Genomic DNA, 19,084 nt, shown 5'->3' on the forward strand with positions numbered 1-19,084 from the left:
ATGACGGCGACCGCCTCAGGTAGTGGGACACCCGACGCGCCGACGTCGCCGAGAGGCATGTCGAGTGCGCGGATCTCGCTGGGCAAGGTGCTGCGTCCGGAGTCGAAGAACTACTTCCTCCTGCTGGGCGTCACCCTCTTCCTCGTCGGGCTCGGCCTCGTCATGGTGCTGTCCTCGTCCTCCGTCGAGTCCTACGAGGCCGGCGACGGGTATTTCGGGCTGTTCTGGCGCCAGGCGACGTTCGCGATGATCGGTGTCCCGCTCATGCTGATCGTGAGCCGCTTCCCGGCACGGTTCTGGAAGAAGTGGGCGTGGGTGTTCCTCCTCGTCGCCATGGGCTTGCAACTGCTCGTCTTCACACCGCTCGGCTACGAGATCGGCGGCAACCGCAACTGGATCGAGATCGGCGGCTTCACCGCGCAGCCCTCGGAAGCGGTCAAGCTCGCGCTGGTCGTGTGGCTCGGGCTCGTGCTGACGATCAAGCAGCCGCGTCTCCTCGAGTGGAAGCACGCCCTGATCCCGGTCATCCCCTTCGCCGGTCTCTCCATCGGCCTCGTCCTGCTCGGTGGCGACCTCGGTACCGTCGTGATCATGGCACTCATCGTGTTCTCGGCGCTGTACTTCGCGGGAGTGCGACTGCGCTACATCGCGATCCCGGTGGTCGCCGGGGCCGTGCTGTTCCTCATCATGGCCGTCACGAGCGCCAACCGCATGCAGCGCATCATGGCGTTCTTCGGCGACGGCAAGGGCGACTACGAGAACGCCGACTGGCAGTCGACCCACGGCACGTGGGCCCTGGCGAACGGCGGCCTCTGGGGCGTCGGTCTCGGCAACTCGCGCGCGAAGTACGGGTGGCTGCCGGCGATCTCGAACGACTTCATCTTCGCGGCGATCGGCGAGGAGCTGGGCCTCATCGGCGCCGTCCTCGTCCTCGGACTGTTCGTCTTCCTCGCCGTCATGTTCATCCGGGTGATCCGTACCAGCGACGACTCCTTCGTCCGGATCACCACCGGCGCCATCATGGCCTGGATCATCGGCCAGGCACTCGTGAACATCGGCGTCGTCCTCGGAGTCCTCCCGGTGCTCGGCGTGCCGTTACCGCTCCTGTCCTCGGGTGGCACGGCGCTGCTCACCACCCTCGTCGCGATCGGGATCGTCCTGTCGTTCGCCCGGGAGCGGGGGCGTCCCACGCCCCAGCAGTCCCGCCGATCACCCGCTCGACGTCCCCAATCCTCCGGAGTCACCCGATGACCACCTACCTCCTCGCCGGCGGCGGCACCGCCGGCCATGTCAATCCGCTGTTGGCGGTGGCCGACGGACTCCGCGCCAGAGACCCTGAAGCGACGATCCTCGTCGTCGGCACGGCGGAGGGCCTCGAGGCTCGACTCGTCCCGGAACGCGGTTACGAGTTGCTCACGATCCCCAAACTGCCCTTCCCCCGCCGTCCGAACATCGACGCACTCCGCTTCCCCGGTCGCCTCCGCCGGGCGGTCGCAGCCGTCGTCGCGATGATCCGCGAGCACCGCGTGGACGTCGTGATCGGTTTCGGTGGCTACGCGGCCGCGCCGGCGTACACGGCGGCCAGGCGCGCCGGGGTCCCGCTGGTCATCCACGAGGCGAACGCGCGTCCAGGCCTCGCGAACCGACTCGGTGCGAGGTACACGCCCTACGTCGGCGTCGCCTTCCACCACACGCCCATCCGCAACGCACGCTTCGTCGGCATGCCGCTGCGTCGCGAGATCGAGGGGTTGGACCGCGAGACGCTCCGGCCGGCGGCCCTCGCCGAGTTCGGCCTCGTGTCGGACCGACCGCTGCTGCTCGTCACCGGCGGTTCGCTCGGCGCGAGACGGATCAACGCGACGATGAGTCAGAGCGCCGAGGACGTCGTCGCGGCCGGCTGGCAGGTGCTCCACATCACGGGTGCGAAGAGCGAGATCTCGGATCCGGGTGTCGACCACTACCACCTGCTCGAGTACTGCTCCCGGATGGAGCTCGCCATCGCCGCAGCCGACTTCGCGGTGTCGCGTGCGGGCAGCGCCACGGTCAGCGAGCTGTGTGCGGTCGGGCTGCCGGCCGTCTACGTGCCCTATCCGGTCGGCAACGGTGAGCAGCGCTTCAACGCGGCCGACGTCGTTCGGGCCGGGGGAGCGGTTATGGTAGATGACGCGCAGTTCGTGCCGGCCTGGGTGCATGAGCACCTCGTCCCGTTGCTGAGCGATCGGCACCGGGTCGACGACCTGGCCGCCCAATCCAAGAGCGTCGGTGTCTCCGACGGCACGGCTCGCGTCATCGCCCTCATCGATGAGGCGCTCCAACCATCGGTGCAGCGCGTGCGCGGCCGGTGATCCAGTCTTCCCAGAAAGCGTGACACCGTGATCAAGCCAGACCCCACCGTCGAGATCCCCGCCGACCTCGGCGTCGTGCACTTCGTCGGCATCGGCGGCAGCGGGATGAGCGGCATCGCACGGTTGTTCGTGAGCGCCGGATCACGCGTGACCGGCTCGGACGTACGCGAGTCGAAGAACATCGACGCCCTGCGCGAACTCGGGGTCCCGGTCGCCATCGGCCACGATGCGCAGAACGTCGGTGATGCGGACACCCTCGTCGTGACCGGAGCGCTGTGGGCGGACAACCCCGAGTACCTGCTCGCGAAGGAACGGGGTCTGACGATCCTGCACCGGTCGCAGGCGCTCGCGTGGCTGACCTCAGGGACGCGACTCATCTCCGTCGCGGGGGCCCACGGGAAGACGACGTCGACCGGCATGATCATCACGGCGCTCCTGGAGCTCGGCGCCGACCCCAGCTTCGTCAACGGTGGCGTGATCGAATCCCTCGGGCTGAGCTCGGCCAGAGGCGCCGGAGAACTGTTCCTCGTCGAGGCGGACGAGTCCGACGGTTCGTTCCTGCTCTACGACACGGCCGTCGCGCTCATCACGAACATCGACCCGGACCACTTGGACCACTACGGCTCGCTCGAAGCGTTCGAGCAGGCGTTCGTGACCTTCGCCCAGCAGGCACGCGAACTCGTCGTCATCTCCTCGGACGACGCCGGCGCGGTCCGGATCACCCCGGCGCTTCGCGAGGCCGCCGACGGCAAGCGCGTGCTGACCTTCGGAGAGGCCGCCGACGCGGACGTCCGACTGCACGACGTCGGCTCGACCGGTCCGGTCTCGTTCCAGCTCAGCTACGAGGGCACCAGCTACGCGGCGACCCTCCGCGTGCCCGGGCGCCACAACGCCATCAACGCCGCCGGCGCCTTCGCGGTCCTCGTCGGTGTCGGATTCGATCCGGCGGACGCGCTCCGAGGCATCACCGCCTTCGGCGGGACGCAGCGCCGATTCGAACTGCACGGTGTCGTCGACGGTGTGAGCGTCTACGACGACTACGCGCACCACCCCACCGAGGTCGCCGCAGCCCTCGCCGCAGCGCGCACGGTGGTCGGCGACGGTCGCATCATCGCCGTCCACCAGCCGCACCTGTACAGCCGGACCCGTCTGTTCGCCCAGGAGTTCGCCGACGCCCTCGAACGGTACGCCGACCACACGGTCGTGCTCGAGGTCTACGGTGCGCGCGAGGACCCCGAGCCCGGCGTGACCGGTGCGACCGTGTCGACCCGGTTCTCTGACGCGGACCGCGTCGCGTACATCGACGACTGGCAGCGCGCCGCGGACTACACGGCGACGGTCGTGCGACCAGGCGACTTCGTCATCACGCTCGGATGCGGCGACGTCTACCGGATCGTTCCGCAGCTCCTCGAGGCCATCGCCGGTCGCGAGTCCGTCTGATGGGCGTCCGGTGAAGCGCCCGGACGGCTTCGACCCCGCGGCCGGTCCGCGCCCCGAGCGTCAGACACGGCCGGCGGTGTCGGCCCCGGTCGACCGCGACGGCGTGACCGCCGAGCCCGTCGCCGAGCAGGAGACGGACGTCATCGCGCTCGACGCCGCTCGGCTCCGGCCGAAGCGGTCGGGTGCCGGCGCATCCGCCCGGCCGTCGGGCCCGAAGTCGACATCGAGGTCGGCTGCACCCTCAGCGACGCCGTCCCCGTCGTCGAAGGTCGATGCGAAACCGACGGCGACGTCCTCCGCCTCCGCGACGGTGACCCTGGAGCGCCCGGACGAACCTGCTGACGAGGCGTTCCTCACCCCGCGTGAGGCCGCCAAGCTGCGACGTCGTCACGAACGCCAGGAGATCCGTCGGTTCACGGCCCGCAAGCGTGGCCGCCACCGTCCTTGGGTGATCGCGGCCGCGATCCTCGGCGTCCTGATCGTCGTCTCGGTCGCCGGAGCCTATTCGCCGCTGCTGGCAGTCCGGTCCATCGAGGTCGTCGGTGCGAGCCGGGTGAACCAGGCCGAGATCACCGAGGCGCTCAGTGATCAGCTGGGTCGCCCACTCGCACTGGTCGACGCGGGAGCCGTCAAGGCGGTGCTCGTCGGATACCCGCTCATCGCGAGTTACTCCCTCGAATCCCAGCCTCCGAGCACACTCGTCGTGCGGATCGTCGAACGCGAGCCGGTGGGCGTGCTGCAGTCCGGATCGGTGTACACCCTGGTCGACGCCGCCGGGGTCACGATCGAGCGCAGCGACCAGCCGATCGCCGGGTATCCGACGCTCATGGTCACCGGTGGCCCGACCTCCAAGGGCTTCGTCGCCGCGGCCGCGGTGATCCGGGCGTTGCCGACGGATCTGCGTGCCCGCGTGGCGTCCGTTTCGGCGTCGACCGCGGACGACGTCACCCTCACGCTCGTGGACTCGCCCGCCGAGGTCGTGTGGGGGAGTGCGGAGGACTCGGTCCTGAAAGCGCGGATCCTCGCGACCACGATGGCGGCCACCGACCCGTCCCAGGTGAACCAGTACGACGTGTCGTCGCCGTCCGCCGCCATCGTCCGCTGAGGAAGAGCACCGGGATATTCCCGTCGATGTGCCGACACGCCCGGAAGCGTCCCGACACGGTCGGGGCTGGGCCCTAACGTCGTGCTCAGGACAGAAAATGCATACGCAGCATAACTTTAAACCTTAACTAGAGGTTGAGAGTTCTCACGGAGGCCTGAAGTGACTACAAACCAGAACTACCTCGCCGTCATCAAGGTCGTCGGTATCGGCGGCGGCGGTGTCAACGCGGTCAACCGCATGATCGAGCTCGGCCTCCGAGGCGTGGAATTCATCGCCATCAACACGGACGCGCAAGCGCTGCTGATGAGCGATGCCGACGTCAAGCTCGACGTCGGCCGCGAGATCACCCGCGGCCTCGGCGCCGGTGCCGACCCCGAGGTCGGACGCCGTGCGGCGGAGGATCACGCCGAGGAGATCGAAGAGGCGATCGCCGGCGCCGACATGGTGTTCGTCACCGCCGGCGAGGGTGGCGGCACCGGAACCGGTGGCGCACCCGTCGTGGCGCGGATCGCGAAGTCGATCGGTGCGCTGACCATCGGTGTCGTCACGAAGCCCTTCGGCTTCGAGGGTCGTCGCCGTCAGGCCCAGGCCGAGCTCGGCGTCGCCCGCCTGAAGGAGGAGGTCGACACGCTCATCGTCGTGCCGAACGACCGCCTGCTGGAGATCAGCGACCGCGGCATCAGCATGCTCGAGGCGTTCGCGACCGCCGACCAGGTGCTCCTCGCCGGTGTCCAGGGCATCACCGACCTCATCACCACCCCCGGCCTCATCAACCTCGACTTCGCCGACGTCAAGTCGGTCATGCAGGGAGCCGGCTCCGCCCTCATGGGTATCGGCTCCTCGCGTGGCGCGGACCGTGCCATCAAGGCGGCCGAACTCGCCGTCGCCTCCCCGCTCCTCGAAGCGAGCATCGAGGGCGCCCACGGTGTCCTGCTGTCCATCCAGGGTGGCTCGAACCTCGGTATCTTCGAGATCAACGACGCCGCCAAACTCGTCCAGGAGGCCGTGCACCCCGAGGCGAACATCATCTTCGGTGCGGTCGTCGACGACACCCTCGGCGACGAGGTGCGCGTCACGGTCATCGCCGCCGGATTCGACGGTGGCGAGCCCCTCACCAGGACGGCGGCCTCGCCGGCCGACGCGGTCATCTCGGGCGGCGTCATGAGCACCTCGGACGAGGCGCCCAGTGCTCCGATCAGCACCTCGGCCAACCCGGCCTCCGAGTCGTCCGAGCACCGCTCGGCACCTGCTGCGGCGCCGGTCGCCTCCGGCGGTGACTGGGGCTCCAGGCAGAACGCGTCCTCGCCCTTCTCCGGCGCGACGCACCGTCAGCCCGATGCGGTCGTCGAGACCGCCGTCGTCGACCCCTCGTTCGACGACGAGGGCGAGCTGGACATCCCCGACTTCCTGAAGTAGTGGGCGGCGACTCGATCACCCCGGCCGGATCGGGCTCTTCGGAGCCCGATCCGGCTCTGGTCGATCGCCTCGCGGCGATCCGCGGCCGTGTCGCAGACACCGCCCGTGCAGCCGGTCGAGCCGATGAGCCGACGCTCATCGTCGTGACGAAGTTCCATCCGGTCGCACTCGTGCAGCAGCTCGCGGCCGCGGGGGTCACCGACGTGGGGGAGAACCGACACCCGGAGGCCCGAGACAAGGCCGAGGCTGCGTCCGGACTCGGGTTGCGGTGGCACTTCATCGGCCAGTTGCAGACGAATAAGGCCAAGCAGGTGCGCCGATACGTCGACGCCGTGCACTCGGTGGACCGACCCGAACTCCTGCGGGCGCTCTCATCACCGGACCGCCTCCTCGAGGTCTTCCTCCAGGTGAACCTGACCGACGACCCGGGTCGTGGCGGCGTGGTCGGCGATGCGGCGCTGGAAGCGCTCGCCACGGAGACGCTCGAAGCCCAAGGCGTGCTCCTGCGAGGTGTGATGGCCGTCGCCCCGCTCGACGAGCCACCGGCCGATGCGTTCGCGCGCGTCGTCGCGGCGTCCGCGCGGGTGCGATCCCTCGCTCCGCAGGCCGACGGTCTGTCGATCGGGATGAGCCACGACTACGTCGAGGCGATCGAAGCGGGCGCGACACACCTACGCATCGGCACGGCAATCACCGGGAATCGTCCGGTGTGACGTTAATCTCGAAGGTGCAAGGACCGCAGATCACGGAGGAAACGATGTCGAACCCACTGAAGAAGACCATGGTGTACCTCGGGCTCGCCGACGATGATCTCGAGTACGAGCAGCAGCACGCTGCTCAGGCCGAGCCCACGCAGCAGGCCGAGCCTCGCCGGGCAGAACGTCCTGAGCGCGCAGAGCGGGTCGAGCGCGTCGAGAAGGCCGCTCCCGTGACCCCGCTGCGCAAGCCGGTCCCGGTCCGTCAGCCGGTCGCCCCGAGCTCCGACCTCAACGAGATCCTCACGGTGCACCCCAAGCAGTACCGCGACGCTCAGATCATCGCCGAGAGCTTCCGCGACGGTGTGCCGGTCATCATCAACCTCTCCCAGATGAGCGACGGCGACGCCCGACGCCTCATCGACTTCGCCAGTGGCCTCTCGCAGGGCCTCTACGGGAAGATCGAGCGAGTGACGAGCAAGGTCTTCCTGCTCTCGCCCGAGCACGTCGCCGTTTCCGGCGACAACGGGCAGGGTGCACCGGAAGCGACCGAGGCGACCTTCTTCGCTCAGTCATAATCGAGGGGTGGCTTCTCTCATCTCCGTGATCGGCACGATCCTCTATCTCGCGCTGCTCCTGTACTTCTTCGTCCTCTGGGCGCGGTTCATCCTCGACCTGGCTCGGGTGCTCCGCCCGCAGTGGCGACCGTCGGGCGTGGGCCTGGTCCTCGCCGAGCTGAGTTTCACGGTCACCGACCCGCCGATCCGGTTCTTCCGCCGCGTCCTGCCGCGCGTCGCGGTCGGTCCCGTCGCGCTCGACTTCGGTTGGACGCTGACGATGCTGTGTTGCATCATCGCGATGACGCTCGTCCAGCTCCTGTAGCCGCCGACGTCGATGCCCGCGCAGGGTTCACGACGATTGTGCGGCTACGATAGAACGCCCGTCACCTGACGGGAAGCTCCGACGCTGACAACATGTCTCACCCACTGGGTCAGACTTTGCTAGCGTGGGGGCGTTGTACACAGATTTTCGATTCGACAGTGAAGGTGGTTCGCTATGGCGCTCACTCCCGAAGACGTGGTCCAGAAGCGGTTTCAGCAGACCAAGTTCCGCGAAGGCTACGACCAGGACGAGGTGGACGACTTCCTCGACGAGGTCGTCGTCGAACTGCGTCGCCTCATCCAGGAGAAGGACGAGGTCCAGCAGAAGCTGACCGCGGCCGAGGCCAAGGTCGCCGAGCTGCAGAAGGGCGGCTCCTCCGCTCCCGCCGCGCTCGCGAAGGCTGAGCCCGCTCCCGCACCGGCTCCGGTCGTCGCACCCGCAGCGGCTCCTGCCGCCGAGTCGACCGACAACACGGCCGAGAGCTCCAACAACCTCCTGCAGCTGGCGCGCCGCCTGCACGACGAGCACGTCGCAGAGGGCGCTCAGCGTCGCGACGCACTCATCGCCGAAGGTCACGCGACCGCAGCACGTGTCGTCGCCGAGGCCGAGGCCAAGCAGCGCGCACAGATGCAGATCCTCGAGCAGGAGCGCTCTGTGCTGGAGCACAAGATCGACGAGCTGCGCAACTTCGAGCGTGAGTACCGCTCGCAGCTCCGCAGCTACATCGAGGGTCAGCTGAAGGACCTCGACGCCTCGTCGTCGAGCTCCGCTCCCGATGCGAAGTCCGGCGTCACCGCCGACAGCGCAGCGGTCTAGCGCAGACACCCGGTTGTCTCCCGCATCACCGTCGAAGGCCAGCGCCAGGACTCTTGCAGTCCTGGCGCTGGTTGCCGTCGTGGCCTATTCGGCCGATCAGTTCACGAAGTTCCTCGTCACCACCAACCTGACGGTCGGTGAGTCCGTCCCCGTCTTCGGGCAGGCTCTGGTCCTGTACTTCGTCAAGAATTCGGGTGCCGCCTTCTCGCTGGGGGCCGGCTACACCTGGATCTTCTCGATCCTCGCCGCGGTCGTCGTCATCGTCATCGTCTGGTTCGCGCGCCGCATCCGTTCGCGAGCGTGGGCGATCGTCTTCGGTCTGCTCCTCGGCGGCGTGCTCGGCAATCTGACCGACCGCCTCTTCCGAGAGCCGTCCTTCGGCCTCGGCCACGTCGTCGACTTCATCTCGACGCCCTGGATGCTCCCCGCGATCTACAACGTGGCCGACATCTGCATCGTGGTCAGCATGGCGCTGTTCATCCTCCTGACGCTCTTCGGTGTCAACCTCGACGGCACGCGCACGACGCGAGCGAGTGAACGGGCCGCCCAGGAGGCGGAGGACCGCGAGGCCGAAGCCGACGCGGCCACCCTCGATCCCGCAGAGCCTGGCGACGCGAACCCGGACGCAGGTCGCCCGTGAACGAGTCCCGCAGCCTGTACGTCCCCGACGGACTCGACGGCGAGCGCGTCGACGCCGGACTCGCCAAGCTCCTGGGCTTCTCGCGCAGCTACGCGGCCGAGGTGGCCTTGGCCGGCGGAGTCGCCATGAACGGGAAGTCGGTCGACAAGTCCGATCGCCTGCTCGGCGGCGCCTGGCTCGAGATCGAATGGACGCCTCGACGGGAGGCCGTGATCGTCCCGATCGCCGTCCCCGACCTCGGCGTCGTCCACGACGACGACGAGATCGTCGTCGTCGACAAGCCTGCGGGCGTCGCGGCGCATCCTTCGGTCGGTTGGGAGGGACCGACGGTGCTCGGTGCCCTCGCGGCGGCGGGCTTCCGCATCTCGACCTCGGGAGCCGCCGAGCGCGCAGGCATCGTCCATCGGCTGGACGCCGGGACGAGCGGCCTCATGGTCGTCGCGAAGACCGAGCGGGCATACACCTGGCTCAAGCGGGCCTTCCACGACCGCGAGGTGGAGAAGATCTACCGCGCTGTGGTGCAGGGGCACCCCGATCCACTCGCGGGCACCATCGACGGACCGATCGGCCGCCATCCGCGTCACGACTGGCGGTTCGCTGTGACAGCCGACGGCAAGCCGTCGATCACCCACTACGAGACGCTCGAGGCGTTCCCGTATGCCTCGCTGCTCGAGGTGCACCTGGAGACCGGCCGCACCCACCAGATCCGCGTGCACATGGCGGCCCAGCGGCACCCCTGCGTCGGCGACACGATGTACGGAGCCGACGCTGCGCTCTCAGCGCGGCTGGGGCTCACCCGCCAGTGGCTCCACGCCACGAAGCTCGGGTTCGCCCACCCGGCCACGGGGGAGTTCGTGCGGTTCGAGGCTGCCTATCCGGCGGACCTCCAGCACGCCCTGTCCGTGCTCGAACTCGACTGAGCCGACGCCCAGCCCTCCCGTCGCCGTGCGTGACGACGTCGCAGGAGTCGACCGTCAGCGGTGACGGTTAGGCTGGATCACAGACCACCTCGGCGTCCGCGCCGAACCCCACAGCACGATCCCCGGAGGCGCCGTCCGTGCCCACGTCCACCGATTCGTTCGTCCATCTGCACGTCCACAGCGAGTATTCGATGCTCGACGGAGCAGCCCGCGTGAAGCCGCTCATCCAGGCCGCGGTCGAGCAGGGCATGCCCGCCGTCGCCGTGACCGACCACGGCAACATGTTCGGCGCCTTCGACTTCTGGCGCACGGCGACCGATGCCGGGATCAAGCCGATCATCGGGACCGAGGCGTACATCACCCCGGGGACCGCGCGCGGCGACCGGACGCGGATCAAGTGGGGCGACGGCGGGGGAGACGACGTCTCCGGCGCCGGCGCCTACACGCACATGACCTTGCTCTCGGAGACGACCGAGGGGATGCACAACCTCTTCCGGCTCTCGTCGAAGGCGTCGATCGAGGGGTACTACTTCAAGCCGCGCATGGACCGCGAGATCCTGAGCCAGTACAGCGCCGGCCTCATCGCGACGACCGGCTGCCCGAGTGGCGAGGTGCAGACGAGACTCCGTCTCGGCCAGTACGACGAGGCGGTCAAGGCCGCTGCGGACTTCCGCGACATCTTCGGCGCGGAGAACTACTTCTGCGAGATCATGGACCACGGGCTCGGGATCGAGCGCCGGATCATGGCCGACCTCATCAGGCTGTCGAAGGACCTTGGTCTCCCGCTCCTCGCGACGAACGACCTCCACTACACGCACGCTGCGGACGCCAAAGCGCACGCCGCCCTCCTCTGCGTGCAGTCCGGTTCCACGCTCAACGACCCGAACCGCTTCAAGTTCGACGCCGACGAGTTCTACCTGAAGTCCGCGGACGAGATGCGCCGGCTGTTCCGCGAGTACCCCGAGGCGTGCGACAACACCCTCGCGATCGCCGAGCGATGCGACGTCGCCTTCGACACCTCGGCCAACTACATGCCGCGCTTCCCCGTGCCGGAGGGGGAGAACGAGGAGAGCTGGTTCATCAAGGAGGTCGAGACCGGGCTGAACCTGCGGTACCCGAACGGGATCCCCGCCGACGTCCGCGAGCGTGCGAACTACGAGACGCGCGTCATCGTGCAGATGGGCTTCCCCGGGTACTTCCTCGTCGTCGCCGACTTCATCCAGTGGTCGAAGCGCAACGGCATCCGCGTCGGGCCCGGTCGTGGTTCCGGTGCGGGTTCCATGGCGGCGTACGCGATGCAGATCACCGATCTCGACCCACTCCGCCACGGGCTCATCTTCGAGCGGTTCCTCAACCCCGACCGCGTCTCGATGCCCGACTTCGACGTCGACTTCGACGACCGCCGCCGCGGCGAGGTCATCAAGTACGTCACCGAGAAGTACGGCGACGAGCGCGTCGCGCAGATCGTCACGTACGGCACCATCAAGGCCAAGCAGGCGCTCAAGGACTCGTCGCGCGTCCTCGGCTTCCCGTTCGGCATGGGCGACAAGCTGACGAAGGCCATGCCGCCGGCGGTCATGGGCAAGGACATCCCGCTCGAGGGCATCCTCGACACCAAGCACCCGCGGTACAAGGAGGCGGTCGACCTCCGTGGCATCCTCGACACCGACCCGGAGGCGCGGACCGTCTTCGAGACCGCGCTCGGCATCGAGAACCTGAAGCGTCAGTGGGGCGTGCACGCGGCCGGCGTGATCATGTCGAGCGACCCGCTCATCGACATCATCCCGATCATGAAGCGCGAGCAGGACGGCCAGATCGTCACGCAGTTCGACTACCCGGCGTGCGAGTCCCTCGGATTGATCAAGATGGACTTCCTCGGGTTGCGCAACCTGACGATCATCAACGACGCCCTCGACAACATCAAGAGCAACCGCGATCTCGACCTCGTCCTCGAGGATCTCGAGCTCGACGACCGCGGCGCCTACGAACTCCTGTCCCGAGGCGACACCCTCGGGGTGTTCCAGCTCGACGGCGGACCGATGCGCGCGCTGCTCCGCCTCATGAAGCCGGACAACTTCGAGGACATCTCGGCGTTGATCGCCCTGTACCGGCCCGGGCCGATGGGCGCGAACTCGCACACGAACTACGCGCTGCGGAAGAACGGCCTGCAGGAGATCACCCCGATCCATCCGCAGCTCGAGGAACCGCTCTCCGAGATCCTGTCGACGAGCTACGGCCTCATCATCTACCAGGAGCAGGTGATGGCGATCGCGCAGAAGGTCGCCGGTTTCTCCCTCGGACAGGCCGACATCCTCCGTCGCGCGATGGGCAAGAAGAAGAAGTCCGAACTGGACAAGCAGTTCGAGGGCTTCTCCGGCGGCATGGTCGCGAACGGGTTCTCGATGGAGGCCGTCAACAAGCTGTGGGAGATCCTCCTCCCGTTCTCGGACTACGCCTTCAACAAAGCGCACTCCGCCGCCTACGGGGTCATCTCCTACTGGACGGCGTACCTCAAGGCGCACTATCCGGCCGAGTACATGGCCGGTCTGCTGACGAGTGTCGGCGACTCCAAGGACAAGATGGCGCTCTACCTCAACGAGTGCCGCCGCATGGGGATCCAGGTCCTGCCACCCGACGTCAACGAGTCCATCGGGTTCTTCGCCGCAGTCGGGGAGGACATCCGGTTCGGCCTGGGTGCCGTGCGCAACGTCGGTTCGAACGTCGTGGAGCTCATCCGGCAGGCACGCGAGCGCGAGGGGCGGTTCACCTCCTTCCACGACTTCCTCCGCAAGGTGCCGCTGCCGGTGGCGAACAAGCGGACCATCGAGTCGCTCATCAAAGCCGGCGCGTTCGACTCCATGGGCGACAGCAGACGTGCGCTCTACGAGATCCACGAGGACGCCGTCGACTCGGTCGTGAAGGACAAGCGTGCCGAGGCCTCCGGGAGCATCGGCTTCGACTTCGACAGCCTGTTCGCCGAGGTCGGCGAGGTGCCGCTCGCGAGCGTCCCCGCGCGTCCCGACTGGAGCAAGCGCGACAAACTCAACTTCGAGCGGGAGATGCTGGGGCTGTACGTCTCGGACCACCCGCTGGCCGGACTCGAGATCGAGCTGGCGAAGCACGCCACGACGACCATCACCGACCTCATGACCTCCGAGGGCATGGACGGCGAGACCGTCGTGATCTCGGGGCTCGTCACGAGTGTCCAGCATCGGATCGCCAAGGCCTCCGGCAACCAGTACGGCATGATCCAGGTCGAGGACTTCGGCGGCGAGATGACCGCCATGTTCATGGGCAAGGCGTATCAGGAGTTCGCCTCCGAACTCGTCGGCGACTCGATCGTGGTGGTCCGCGGGCGGGTCAGTGTCCGAGACGACGGGATGAACCTCCACGCGTACAGCATCTTCTCGCCCGAACTGCCAGAGGCCGGTGCCGACCGCATGCTCCAGCTGTCGATGGCGGACGCCCGGGCGACGACCGAGACGGTGACCACCCTCAGCGACGTCCTGACGCGGCACGCCGGGTCGACCGAGGTCCGGTTGAAGCTCATTCGAGGCGAGATCGCGCGGGTGTTCGAGCTGCCCCATCGCGTCAGCCTCTCGTCCGGACTCTTCGGCGAGCTGAAGTCCCTGCTCGGCCCGAACTGTCTCGGCTGACTCCGCTCGGGCGCTGGCGGCAGCCGGGACGGTCCTCTGCGGACGATAGGCTGTGACGGCCATGATCACCACCATTGACCTCAGGGGAGTGCGGCCGAGCCGCACCGAGCTCCTGGACATGCTGCCCCGTCCCGTCGTCGACATCACCGCGGCCGCGCATGCCGCTCAGGCGCTGATCGACGACGTCCGATCGGACGGGTCCAAGGCGCTTCTGGCGCAGGCGGACCGGTTCGACGGGGGGCGCCCCGAGCGGCTCCGCGTCCCGCAGGCCGAGATCGACGCGGCCGTCACGGCACTCGAGCCGGCCGTGCGCGCCGCGCTCGTCGAGGCCATCGACCGGGTCCGGACGGCCACCAGGGCGCAGGTCCCGCCGGAGCGCACGACCGAGCTCGGCGACGGCGCGACCGTTGTGCAGCGCTGGGCACCGGTCGGTCGTGTCGGCCTCTACGTTCCGGGCGGGAAGGCCGTCTACCCGTCGAGTGTCGTCATGAACGTCGTGCCGGCCCAGGAGGCCGGCGTCGGCTCCGTGGCGCTCGCTTCGCCCCCGCAGCGCGAGTTCGGCGGCCGCGTCCACCCGACGATCCTCGGCGCCGCCGGGCTGCTCGGGGTGACCGAGGTCTACGCCATGGGCGGCGCCGGAGCGATCGGTGCGTTCGCCTACGGGGTACCCGACCTCGCCCTCGACCCGGTGGACGTCGTGACCGGGCCGGGCAACATCTTCGTGGCGGCCGCCAAGCGCCTCGTGAAGGGGCAGGTGGGGATCGACGCCGAAGCCGGGACCACCGAGATCCTGGTCATCGCGGACGCCGGGGCCGATGCCCGGCTCGTCGCAGCCGATCTCGTGAGCCAGGCGGAACACGACGAGGCGGCGGCATCACTGCTCGTCACCGACAGCGCGCCGCTCGCGACCGCGGTGGAGGAGTGGTTGCAGCGGTACGCCGCAGGCACGCGTCACGGATCGCGCGTCGTCGAGGCCCTGGGCGGACCGCAGTCGGCGATCGTGCTCGTCGACGACCTGGAGGCGGCCGTGGCGTTCAGCAACGCGTACGGGCCGGAGCACCTCGAGGTGCAGACGCGCGACCCGGAGTCGCTCCTCGGCGCCATCACGAACGCCGGCGCGATCTTCCTCGGTGATCACACCCCGGTGAGCCTCGGAGACTACCTGGCCGGGTCGAACCACGTCCTCCCCACGGGCGGCCAGGCACGGTTCTCCTCGGGCCTCGGAGCGTTCACCTTCCTCCGGCCGCAGCAGGTCGTCCGGTACGACGAACCGGCGCTCCGTCAGGTCTCTGCCCACATCGTCGCTCTTTCGGGTTCGGAGGACCTGCCGGCGCACGGCGAGGCGGTGACGGCCCGATTCGGGCTCGTCGATGCCGAGATCCGTGCGGCGGACGACACCACCGCCCCCACCACCCCCGAGGGAGCCCGCTGATGTACTGCCCGTTCTGCCGCCACCCGGACTCCCGGGTGATCGACTCCCGCACCAGCGACGACGGACTCGCCATCCGCCGACGTCGGCAGTGCCCCGAGTGCGGGAGGCGCTTCAGCACCATGGAGACCTCGAGTCTCGGTGTGATCAAGCGTTCCGGCGTGGTTGAGCCCTTCAGCCGGGAGAAGGTCGTGAGCGGTGTCCGCAAGGCCTGCCAGGGCCGCCCGGTGACGGACTCGGACCTCGCCGTCCTGGCTCAGCGGGTGGAGGAGTCCATCCGGGCCACCGGCGCGTCGCAGATCGACGCGAACGACATCGGACTGGCGATCCTCGCACCGCTGCGGGAGCTGGACGAGGTCGCGTACCTCCGCTTCGCCAGCGTGTACCAGGCCTTCGAATCGCTCGACGACTTCGAGTCCGCGATCGCGCTGCTGCGCGTCGAGCACGCTTCGGGCGCCGCCCCCGTCCCGTCCGAGGAGCTCTGAGCCGTGTACCGCTTCCTCTTCGCCCAGGTGCTGTCCAAGCTCGATCCCGAACGCGCACACCACCTGGCTTTCGACGTCATCCGCGCGCTTCCCGCGACCGGCCTCGGCCCCGCCATCAGGCGCTGGACGCTGCCGCGACTCGACCAGTCGGTGGAGACGCTGGGGCTGCGGTTCGAGACCCCGTTCGGTGTCGCCGCCGGCTTCGACAAGGACGGCAAGGGCGTCCTCGGTCTCGGACTGCTCGGGTTCGGCCATGTCGAGGTGGGCACGATCACGGCGATCCCGCAGCCAGGTAATCCCAAGCCCCGACTGTTCCGACTCATCGCCGATCGGGCGGTCGTCAACCGCATGGGCTTCAACAACGGGGGAGCCGACCAGGCCAGGCGTCGGCTCGAACGGACCGCGCGGGTGAGCCGCCGACCCGTCCTCGGCGTGAACATCGGCAAGAGCCGTGTCGTGGACGTCGCCGACGCCACGGCCGACTACGTCCGGAGCGCGACGCTCCTCGCGCCCGTGGCCGACTACCTCGTGGTCAACGTCAGCTCGCCGAACACCCCTGGGCTCCGCGGCCTCCAGGAGCTCGACCAGCTCGCGCCGCTGCTCGAGGCCGTCCGCGCCGCCGCCGGTTCGACGCCGTTGCTCGTCAAGATCGCGCCCGACCTCAGCGATGCGGAGGTCGACCGCATCGCAGCGCTGGTCGTGGAACTCGGCCTGGACGGCGTCATCGCGACGAACACGACCATCTCGCGCGACGGACTGACCACCGATCCCGCCATCGTCGAGGCGGCCGGGGCCGGCGGACTGTCCGGTGCGCCGCTGGCCGCCCGCTCGCTCGTCGTCCTGCGGCGCATCCGGGCCATCGTGCCCCCGGAGTTGTGCGTCATCTCGGTCGGAGGCGTCGACACCGCCGAGGACGTCCAGGAGCGTCTGGCCGCGGGAGCCACGCTGGTGCAGGGGTACACGGCGTTCCTGTACCGCGGGCCGCTCTGGGCGAGGCACATCAACCGCGGACTCGACCGACTGGCTCGAACCGGCCGCTGAGCGGTACCACGCGCTGTCGACGACGAACGCCCGCCGGTCTGGGACCGGCGGGCGTTCGGTTTCGTGGGACTACTTGTTGGGGAACTGGCCGCGCTTGACCTGCGGCTTGGGCAGGCGGAGCGGGCGCAGCTGCAGCGCGCGCATGGCGGCGTACCAGCGCACGCCCCGCTCGTCCTGCCCGAACTTCGCCCGCAGCGCCTTCCGGACGCGGAAGCCGAGGAAGAAGCAGTCGGCGATCGCGATGATGAAGAACACCCAGAGGGTGAGCATGCCGTAGACCTGGATCTCGGGCACCGGCATGAAGGTGAGGATGATCACGAGGAACATCACCGGGATCATGAACTCACCGATGTTGAACCGGGCGTCGACGTAGTCGCGGACGAACTTCTTCTGCGGGCCGCGCTCGCGTGCCGGGAGGAACTTGTCGTCGCCGGCGGCCATGCCGGCCTGCGCCCGCCTCCGTGCCTCGGCCTGCTGCGCCTTCGCCGCCTTCGAGGCCTCCTTGCGGTCGGAGGGGACGAGTGGACGCTTGTTCTGCGCCTCGCGTTCCGCCCGGGACGGGGTCGGTCGACCCTTCGCCTCCTTGGCGCCGCGGGCGAGGCGCTCAGCCGTCTGCGCTGCGGTCTCGACGATCGGCTCTGATGCCGGGGTGCTCTGCTGTTTGGCCACGATGGAACGTCCTTGATTCGGGGATTCCCTTAAGATTACTCGCATGACGACAGGTACCACGACGGAATCGACCCAAGACCCACGCAACGACCAGGAAGTCCTCGATCGGCTGCGCGAATCCGTCGCCGGTGCGTTGCCGTCGTCGATCGCCGATCTGTCGGCGCTCGTCCGCATCCCCTCGGTGTCGTGGTCGGCGTTCGACGCGGCCGAGGTGGCGCGGAGTGCCGAGGCGGTCGCGGAGCTCGCACGCGGTCTCGGTGTCTTCGACGAGGTCTCGGTGCGCCGGTCCGCCATCGACGGCGGAGCGGAGCTCGGGCAGCCCGCCGTGCTGGCCCGACGAGAACCGCGGAACGGCCGACCGACCGTGCTGCTCTACGCGCACCACGACGTCCAGCCCCCCGGAAGCGACGACAAGTGGGACTCGCCGCCGTTCGAGCCGACCGTCCGCGACGGCCGCATCTACGGACGGGGCGCGGCTGACGACAAGGCCGGCGTCATGTCCCACATCGCCGCGATCCGGGCCGTCACCGAGGTCCTCGGTTCCGACCTCGACCTCGGTATCGTGCTGTTCATCGAGGGCGAGGAGGAGTTCGGCTCGCGGTCCTTCGGTTCCTTCCTGGAGGAGCACCGCGACACCCTCGCTGCGGACGTGATCGTCGTCGCCGACAGCGACAACTGGGACGAGCGGACGCCGGCGCTGACGATCGGTCTGCGCGGCAACGTCACGTTCCGGCTGCGCGTGAAGACCCTCGACCACGCCTCCCACTCCGGGATGCTCGGGGGAGCGGTGCCGGACGCGATGCTGGCCGCGGTCACCCTGCTCGCCACACTGTGGGACGCGGACGGTTCGGTGGCGGTCTCCGGACTCACCTCGCACGACGCCGTCACCCCGGAGTTCGACGAGGCGCAGCTCCGCGCCGAGTCAGGTCTGTCCGAGGGGGTCACGCCGATCGGACGCGGCTCGATCCTCAGCCGGATCTGGTCGCAGCCGGCGATCACCGTCACGGGCATCGACGCACCGTCGGTGGCCAACGCCTCGAACACGCTCATCCCGGAGGTGTCGGTTCGCATCAGTGCGCGGATCGCCCCCGGGCAGGATCCGGCCGAGGCCTACCGTGCACTCGAGGCCCACCTCCTCGCCAACAGCCCGTTCGGCGCGCAGCTGACGATCGACGAGGTCGACCAGGGGAGCCCGTTCCTCGTGGACACGAGCGGTTGGGCCGTCGCCGAGGCGAAGCGCGCCATGGCCGACGCCTGGGAGGTCGAGCCCGTGGAGACGGGTGTCGGCGGATCGATCCCGTTCATCGCCGACCTCGTCCGGGTCTTCCCGGACGCCCAGATCCTCGTCACCGGTGTCGAGGACCCGCACTCGCGCGCCCACAGCCCGAACGAGTCGCTGCACCTCGGCGTCTTCCAGAAGGCGATCCTCACGGAGGCGGTGCTCCTCGCTCGCCTGGCGGCCGCACCCCGTCCGTCCTCGGACGCGTAGACGCGACGGACGCGCCGCCGCACTTCCAGGGGTGCGTCCGTCGCGGCAGGCGGTAG

At 68.8% G+C, this 19,084-nt stretch carries 17 protein-coding genes; 16 read left to right on the forward strand and 1 reads right to left on the reverse strand.

Annotation, left to right across the window (positions count from 1 at the left end):
* Positions 1-57 precede the first annotated feature (57 nt).
* The 15 genes from ftsW to QRN44_RS16240 all read left to right on the forward strand — a co-directional run bounded on the left by ftsW (position 58) and on the right by QRN44_RS16240 (position 16,870).
* Positions 58-1,251, forward strand: a complete 1,194-nt coding sequence (gene ftsW, locus QRN44_RS16170; RefSeq protein ID WP_254628143.1) for a putative lipid II flippase FtsW — start codon at positions 58-60, stop codon at positions 1,249-1,251.
* On the forward strand, positions 1,248-2,345 hold the full coding sequence (locus tag QRN44_RS16175) for a UDP-N-acetylglucosamine--N-acetylmuramyl-(pentapeptide) pyrophosphoryl-undecaprenol N-acetylglucosamine transferase (protein WP_121290573.1): 1,098 nt from the start codon (positions 1,248-1,250) through the stop codon (positions 2,343-2,345). Before ftsW ends, QRN44_RS16175 begins: the two co-directional genes overlap by 4 nt.
* 27 nt (positions 2,346-2,372) lie before the next feature.
* Complete coding sequence (gene murC / locus QRN44_RS16180; RefSeq protein WP_285039631.1) at positions 2,373-3,785, forward strand: UDP-N-acetylmuramate--L-alanine ligase; 1,413 nt, start codon at positions 2,373-2,375, stop codon at positions 3,783-3,785.
* Between the two features lie 10 nt (positions 3,786-3,795).
* Positions 3,796-4,890 carry a cell division protein FtsQ/DivIB gene (locus QRN44_RS16185; RefSeq protein ID WP_121290576.1) on the forward strand — a complete coding sequence of 365 codons (1,095 nt, stop codon included), beginning with the start codon at positions 3,796-3,798 and terminating at the stop codon, positions 4,888-4,890.
* Positions 4,891-5,049: 159 nt separating this feature from the next.
* Entirely contained in the window at positions 5,050-6,306 is a 1,257-nt protein-coding gene (gene ftsZ, locus QRN44_RS16190) for a cell division protein FtsZ (RefSeq protein ID WP_121290578.1), read from the forward strand.
* Positions 6,306-7,019 (forward strand): YggS family pyridoxal phosphate-dependent enzyme, encoded by a 714-nt coding sequence (locus QRN44_RS16195; RefSeq protein ID WP_285039632.1) that lies wholly within the window; start codon positions 6,306-6,308, stop codon positions 7,017-7,019. Before ftsZ ends, QRN44_RS16195 begins: the two co-directional genes overlap by 1 nt.
* A gap of 44 nt (positions 7,020-7,063) precedes the next feature.
* Positions 7,064-7,579, forward strand: a complete 516-nt coding sequence (locus QRN44_RS16200) for a cell division protein SepF (protein WP_064296992.1) — start codon at positions 7,064-7,066, stop codon at positions 7,577-7,579.
* 7 nt (positions 7,580-7,586) lie between these two features.
* Entirely contained in the window at positions 7,587-7,883 is a 297-nt protein-coding gene (locus tag QRN44_RS16205) for a YggT family protein (protein ID WP_064296991.1), read from the forward strand.
* A 174-nt stretch (positions 7,884-8,057) separates the two neighbouring features.
* Complete coding sequence (locus QRN44_RS16210) at positions 8,058-8,699, forward strand: DivIVA domain-containing protein (protein WP_064296990.1); 642 nt, start codon at positions 8,058-8,060, stop codon at positions 8,697-8,699.
* Positions 8,659-9,339 carry a signal peptidase II gene (gene lspA, locus QRN44_RS16215; protein ID WP_175115803.1) on the forward strand — a complete coding sequence of 227 codons (681 nt, stop codon included), beginning with the start codon at positions 8,659-8,661 and terminating at the stop codon, positions 9,337-9,339. The genes QRN44_RS16210 and lspA overlap by 41 nt, the downstream gene beginning before the upstream one ends.
* Positions 9,336-10,259, forward strand: a complete 924-nt coding sequence (locus tag QRN44_RS16220; RefSeq protein ID WP_121290582.1) for an RluA family pseudouridine synthase — start codon at positions 9,336-9,338, stop codon at positions 10,257-10,259. The genes lspA and QRN44_RS16220 overlap by 4 nt, the downstream gene beginning before the upstream one ends.
* 191 nt (positions 10,260-10,450) lie before the next feature.
* Positions 10,451-13,915 carry a DNA polymerase III subunit alpha gene (gene dnaE, locus QRN44_RS16225; RefSeq protein WP_064297037.1) on the forward strand — a complete coding sequence of 1,155 codons (3,465 nt, stop codon included), beginning with the start codon at positions 10,451-10,453 and terminating at the stop codon, positions 13,913-13,915.
* 61 nt (positions 13,916-13,976) lie between these two features.
* The gene (gene hisD, locus QRN44_RS16230) at positions 13,977-15,347 is read left to right on the forward strand and encodes a histidinol dehydrogenase (RefSeq protein ID WP_285039633.1); all 1,371 of its coding nucleotides are present in this window, start codon (positions 13,977-13,979) and stop codon (positions 15,345-15,347) included.
* A complete protein-coding gene (gene nrdR / locus QRN44_RS16235; protein ID WP_064296987.1) occupies positions 15,347-15,829 on the forward strand; it encodes a transcriptional regulator NrdR in 483 nt (160 codons plus the stop codon). Before hisD ends, nrdR begins: the two co-directional genes overlap by 1 nt.
* A gap of 3 nt (positions 15,830-15,832) precedes the next feature.
* On the forward strand, positions 15,833-16,870 hold the full coding sequence (locus tag QRN44_RS16240; protein WP_175115805.1) for a quinone-dependent dihydroorotate dehydrogenase: 1,038 nt from the start codon (positions 15,833-15,835) through the stop codon (positions 16,868-16,870).
* Between the two features lie 69 nt (positions 16,871-16,939).
* Here the strand turns inward: QRN44_RS16240 and QRN44_RS16245 are convergent, their stop codons facing one another.
* Positions 16,940-17,539 (reverse strand): DUF3043 domain-containing protein, encoded by a 600-nt coding sequence (locus QRN44_RS16245; RefSeq protein ID WP_064296985.1) that lies wholly within the window; start codon positions 17,537-17,539, stop codon positions 16,940-16,942.
* Positions 17,540-17,582: 43 nt separating this feature from the next.
* Between QRN44_RS16245 and QRN44_RS16250 the strand changes: the two genes are divergently transcribed.
* Entirely contained in the window at positions 17,583-19,028 is a 1,446-nt protein-coding gene (locus QRN44_RS16250; RefSeq protein WP_079002556.1) for a dipeptidase, read from the forward strand.
* Positions 19,029-19,084: the final 56 nt, after the last annotated feature.

The sequence above is a fragment of the Plantibacter sp. lyk4-40-MEA-4 genome (genome assembly GCF_030209415.1).
Lineage (GTDB): Bacteria > Actinomycetota > Actinomycetes > Actinomycetales > Microbacteriaceae > Plantibacter > Plantibacter flavus_A.

Excerpts from the sequence above, each read along its gene's own strand:
- ftsW (WP_254628143.1), top strand. The coding sequence starts at position 58 with ATGTCGAGTGCGCGGATCTCGCTGGGCAAGGTGCTGCGTCCGGAGTCG.
- QRN44_RS16175 (WP_121290573.1), top strand. The coding sequence starts at position 1,248 with ATGACCACCTACCTCCTCGCCGGCGGCGGCACCGCCGGCCATGTCAAT.
- QRN44_RS16200 (WP_064296992.1), top strand. The coding sequence starts at position 7,064 with ATGTCGAACCCACTGAAGAAGACCATGGTGTACCTCGGGCTCGCCGAC.
- QRN44_RS16210 (WP_064296990.1), top strand. The coding sequence starts at position 8,058 with ATGGCGCTCACTCCCGAAGACGTGGTCCAGAAGCGGTTTCAGCAGACC.
- lspA (WP_175115803.1), top strand. The coding sequence starts at position 8,659 with ATGCGAAGTCCGGCGTCACCGCCGACAGCGCAGCGGTCTAGCGCAGAC.
- dnaE (WP_064297037.1), top strand. The coding sequence starts at position 10,451 with ATGCTCGACGGAGCAGCCCGCGTGAAGCCGCTCATCCAGGCCGCGGTC.
- hisD (WP_285039633.1), top strand. The coding sequence starts at position 13,977 with ATGATCACCACCATTGACCTCAGGGGAGTGCGGCCGAGCCGCACCGAG.
- nrdR (WP_064296987.1), top strand. The coding sequence starts at position 15,347 with ATGTACTGCCCGTTCTGCCGCCACCCGGACTCCCGGGTGATCGACTCC.
- QRN44_RS16250 (WP_079002556.1), top strand. The coding sequence starts at position 17,583 with ATGACGACAGGTACCACGACGGAATCGACCCAAGACCCACGCAACGAC.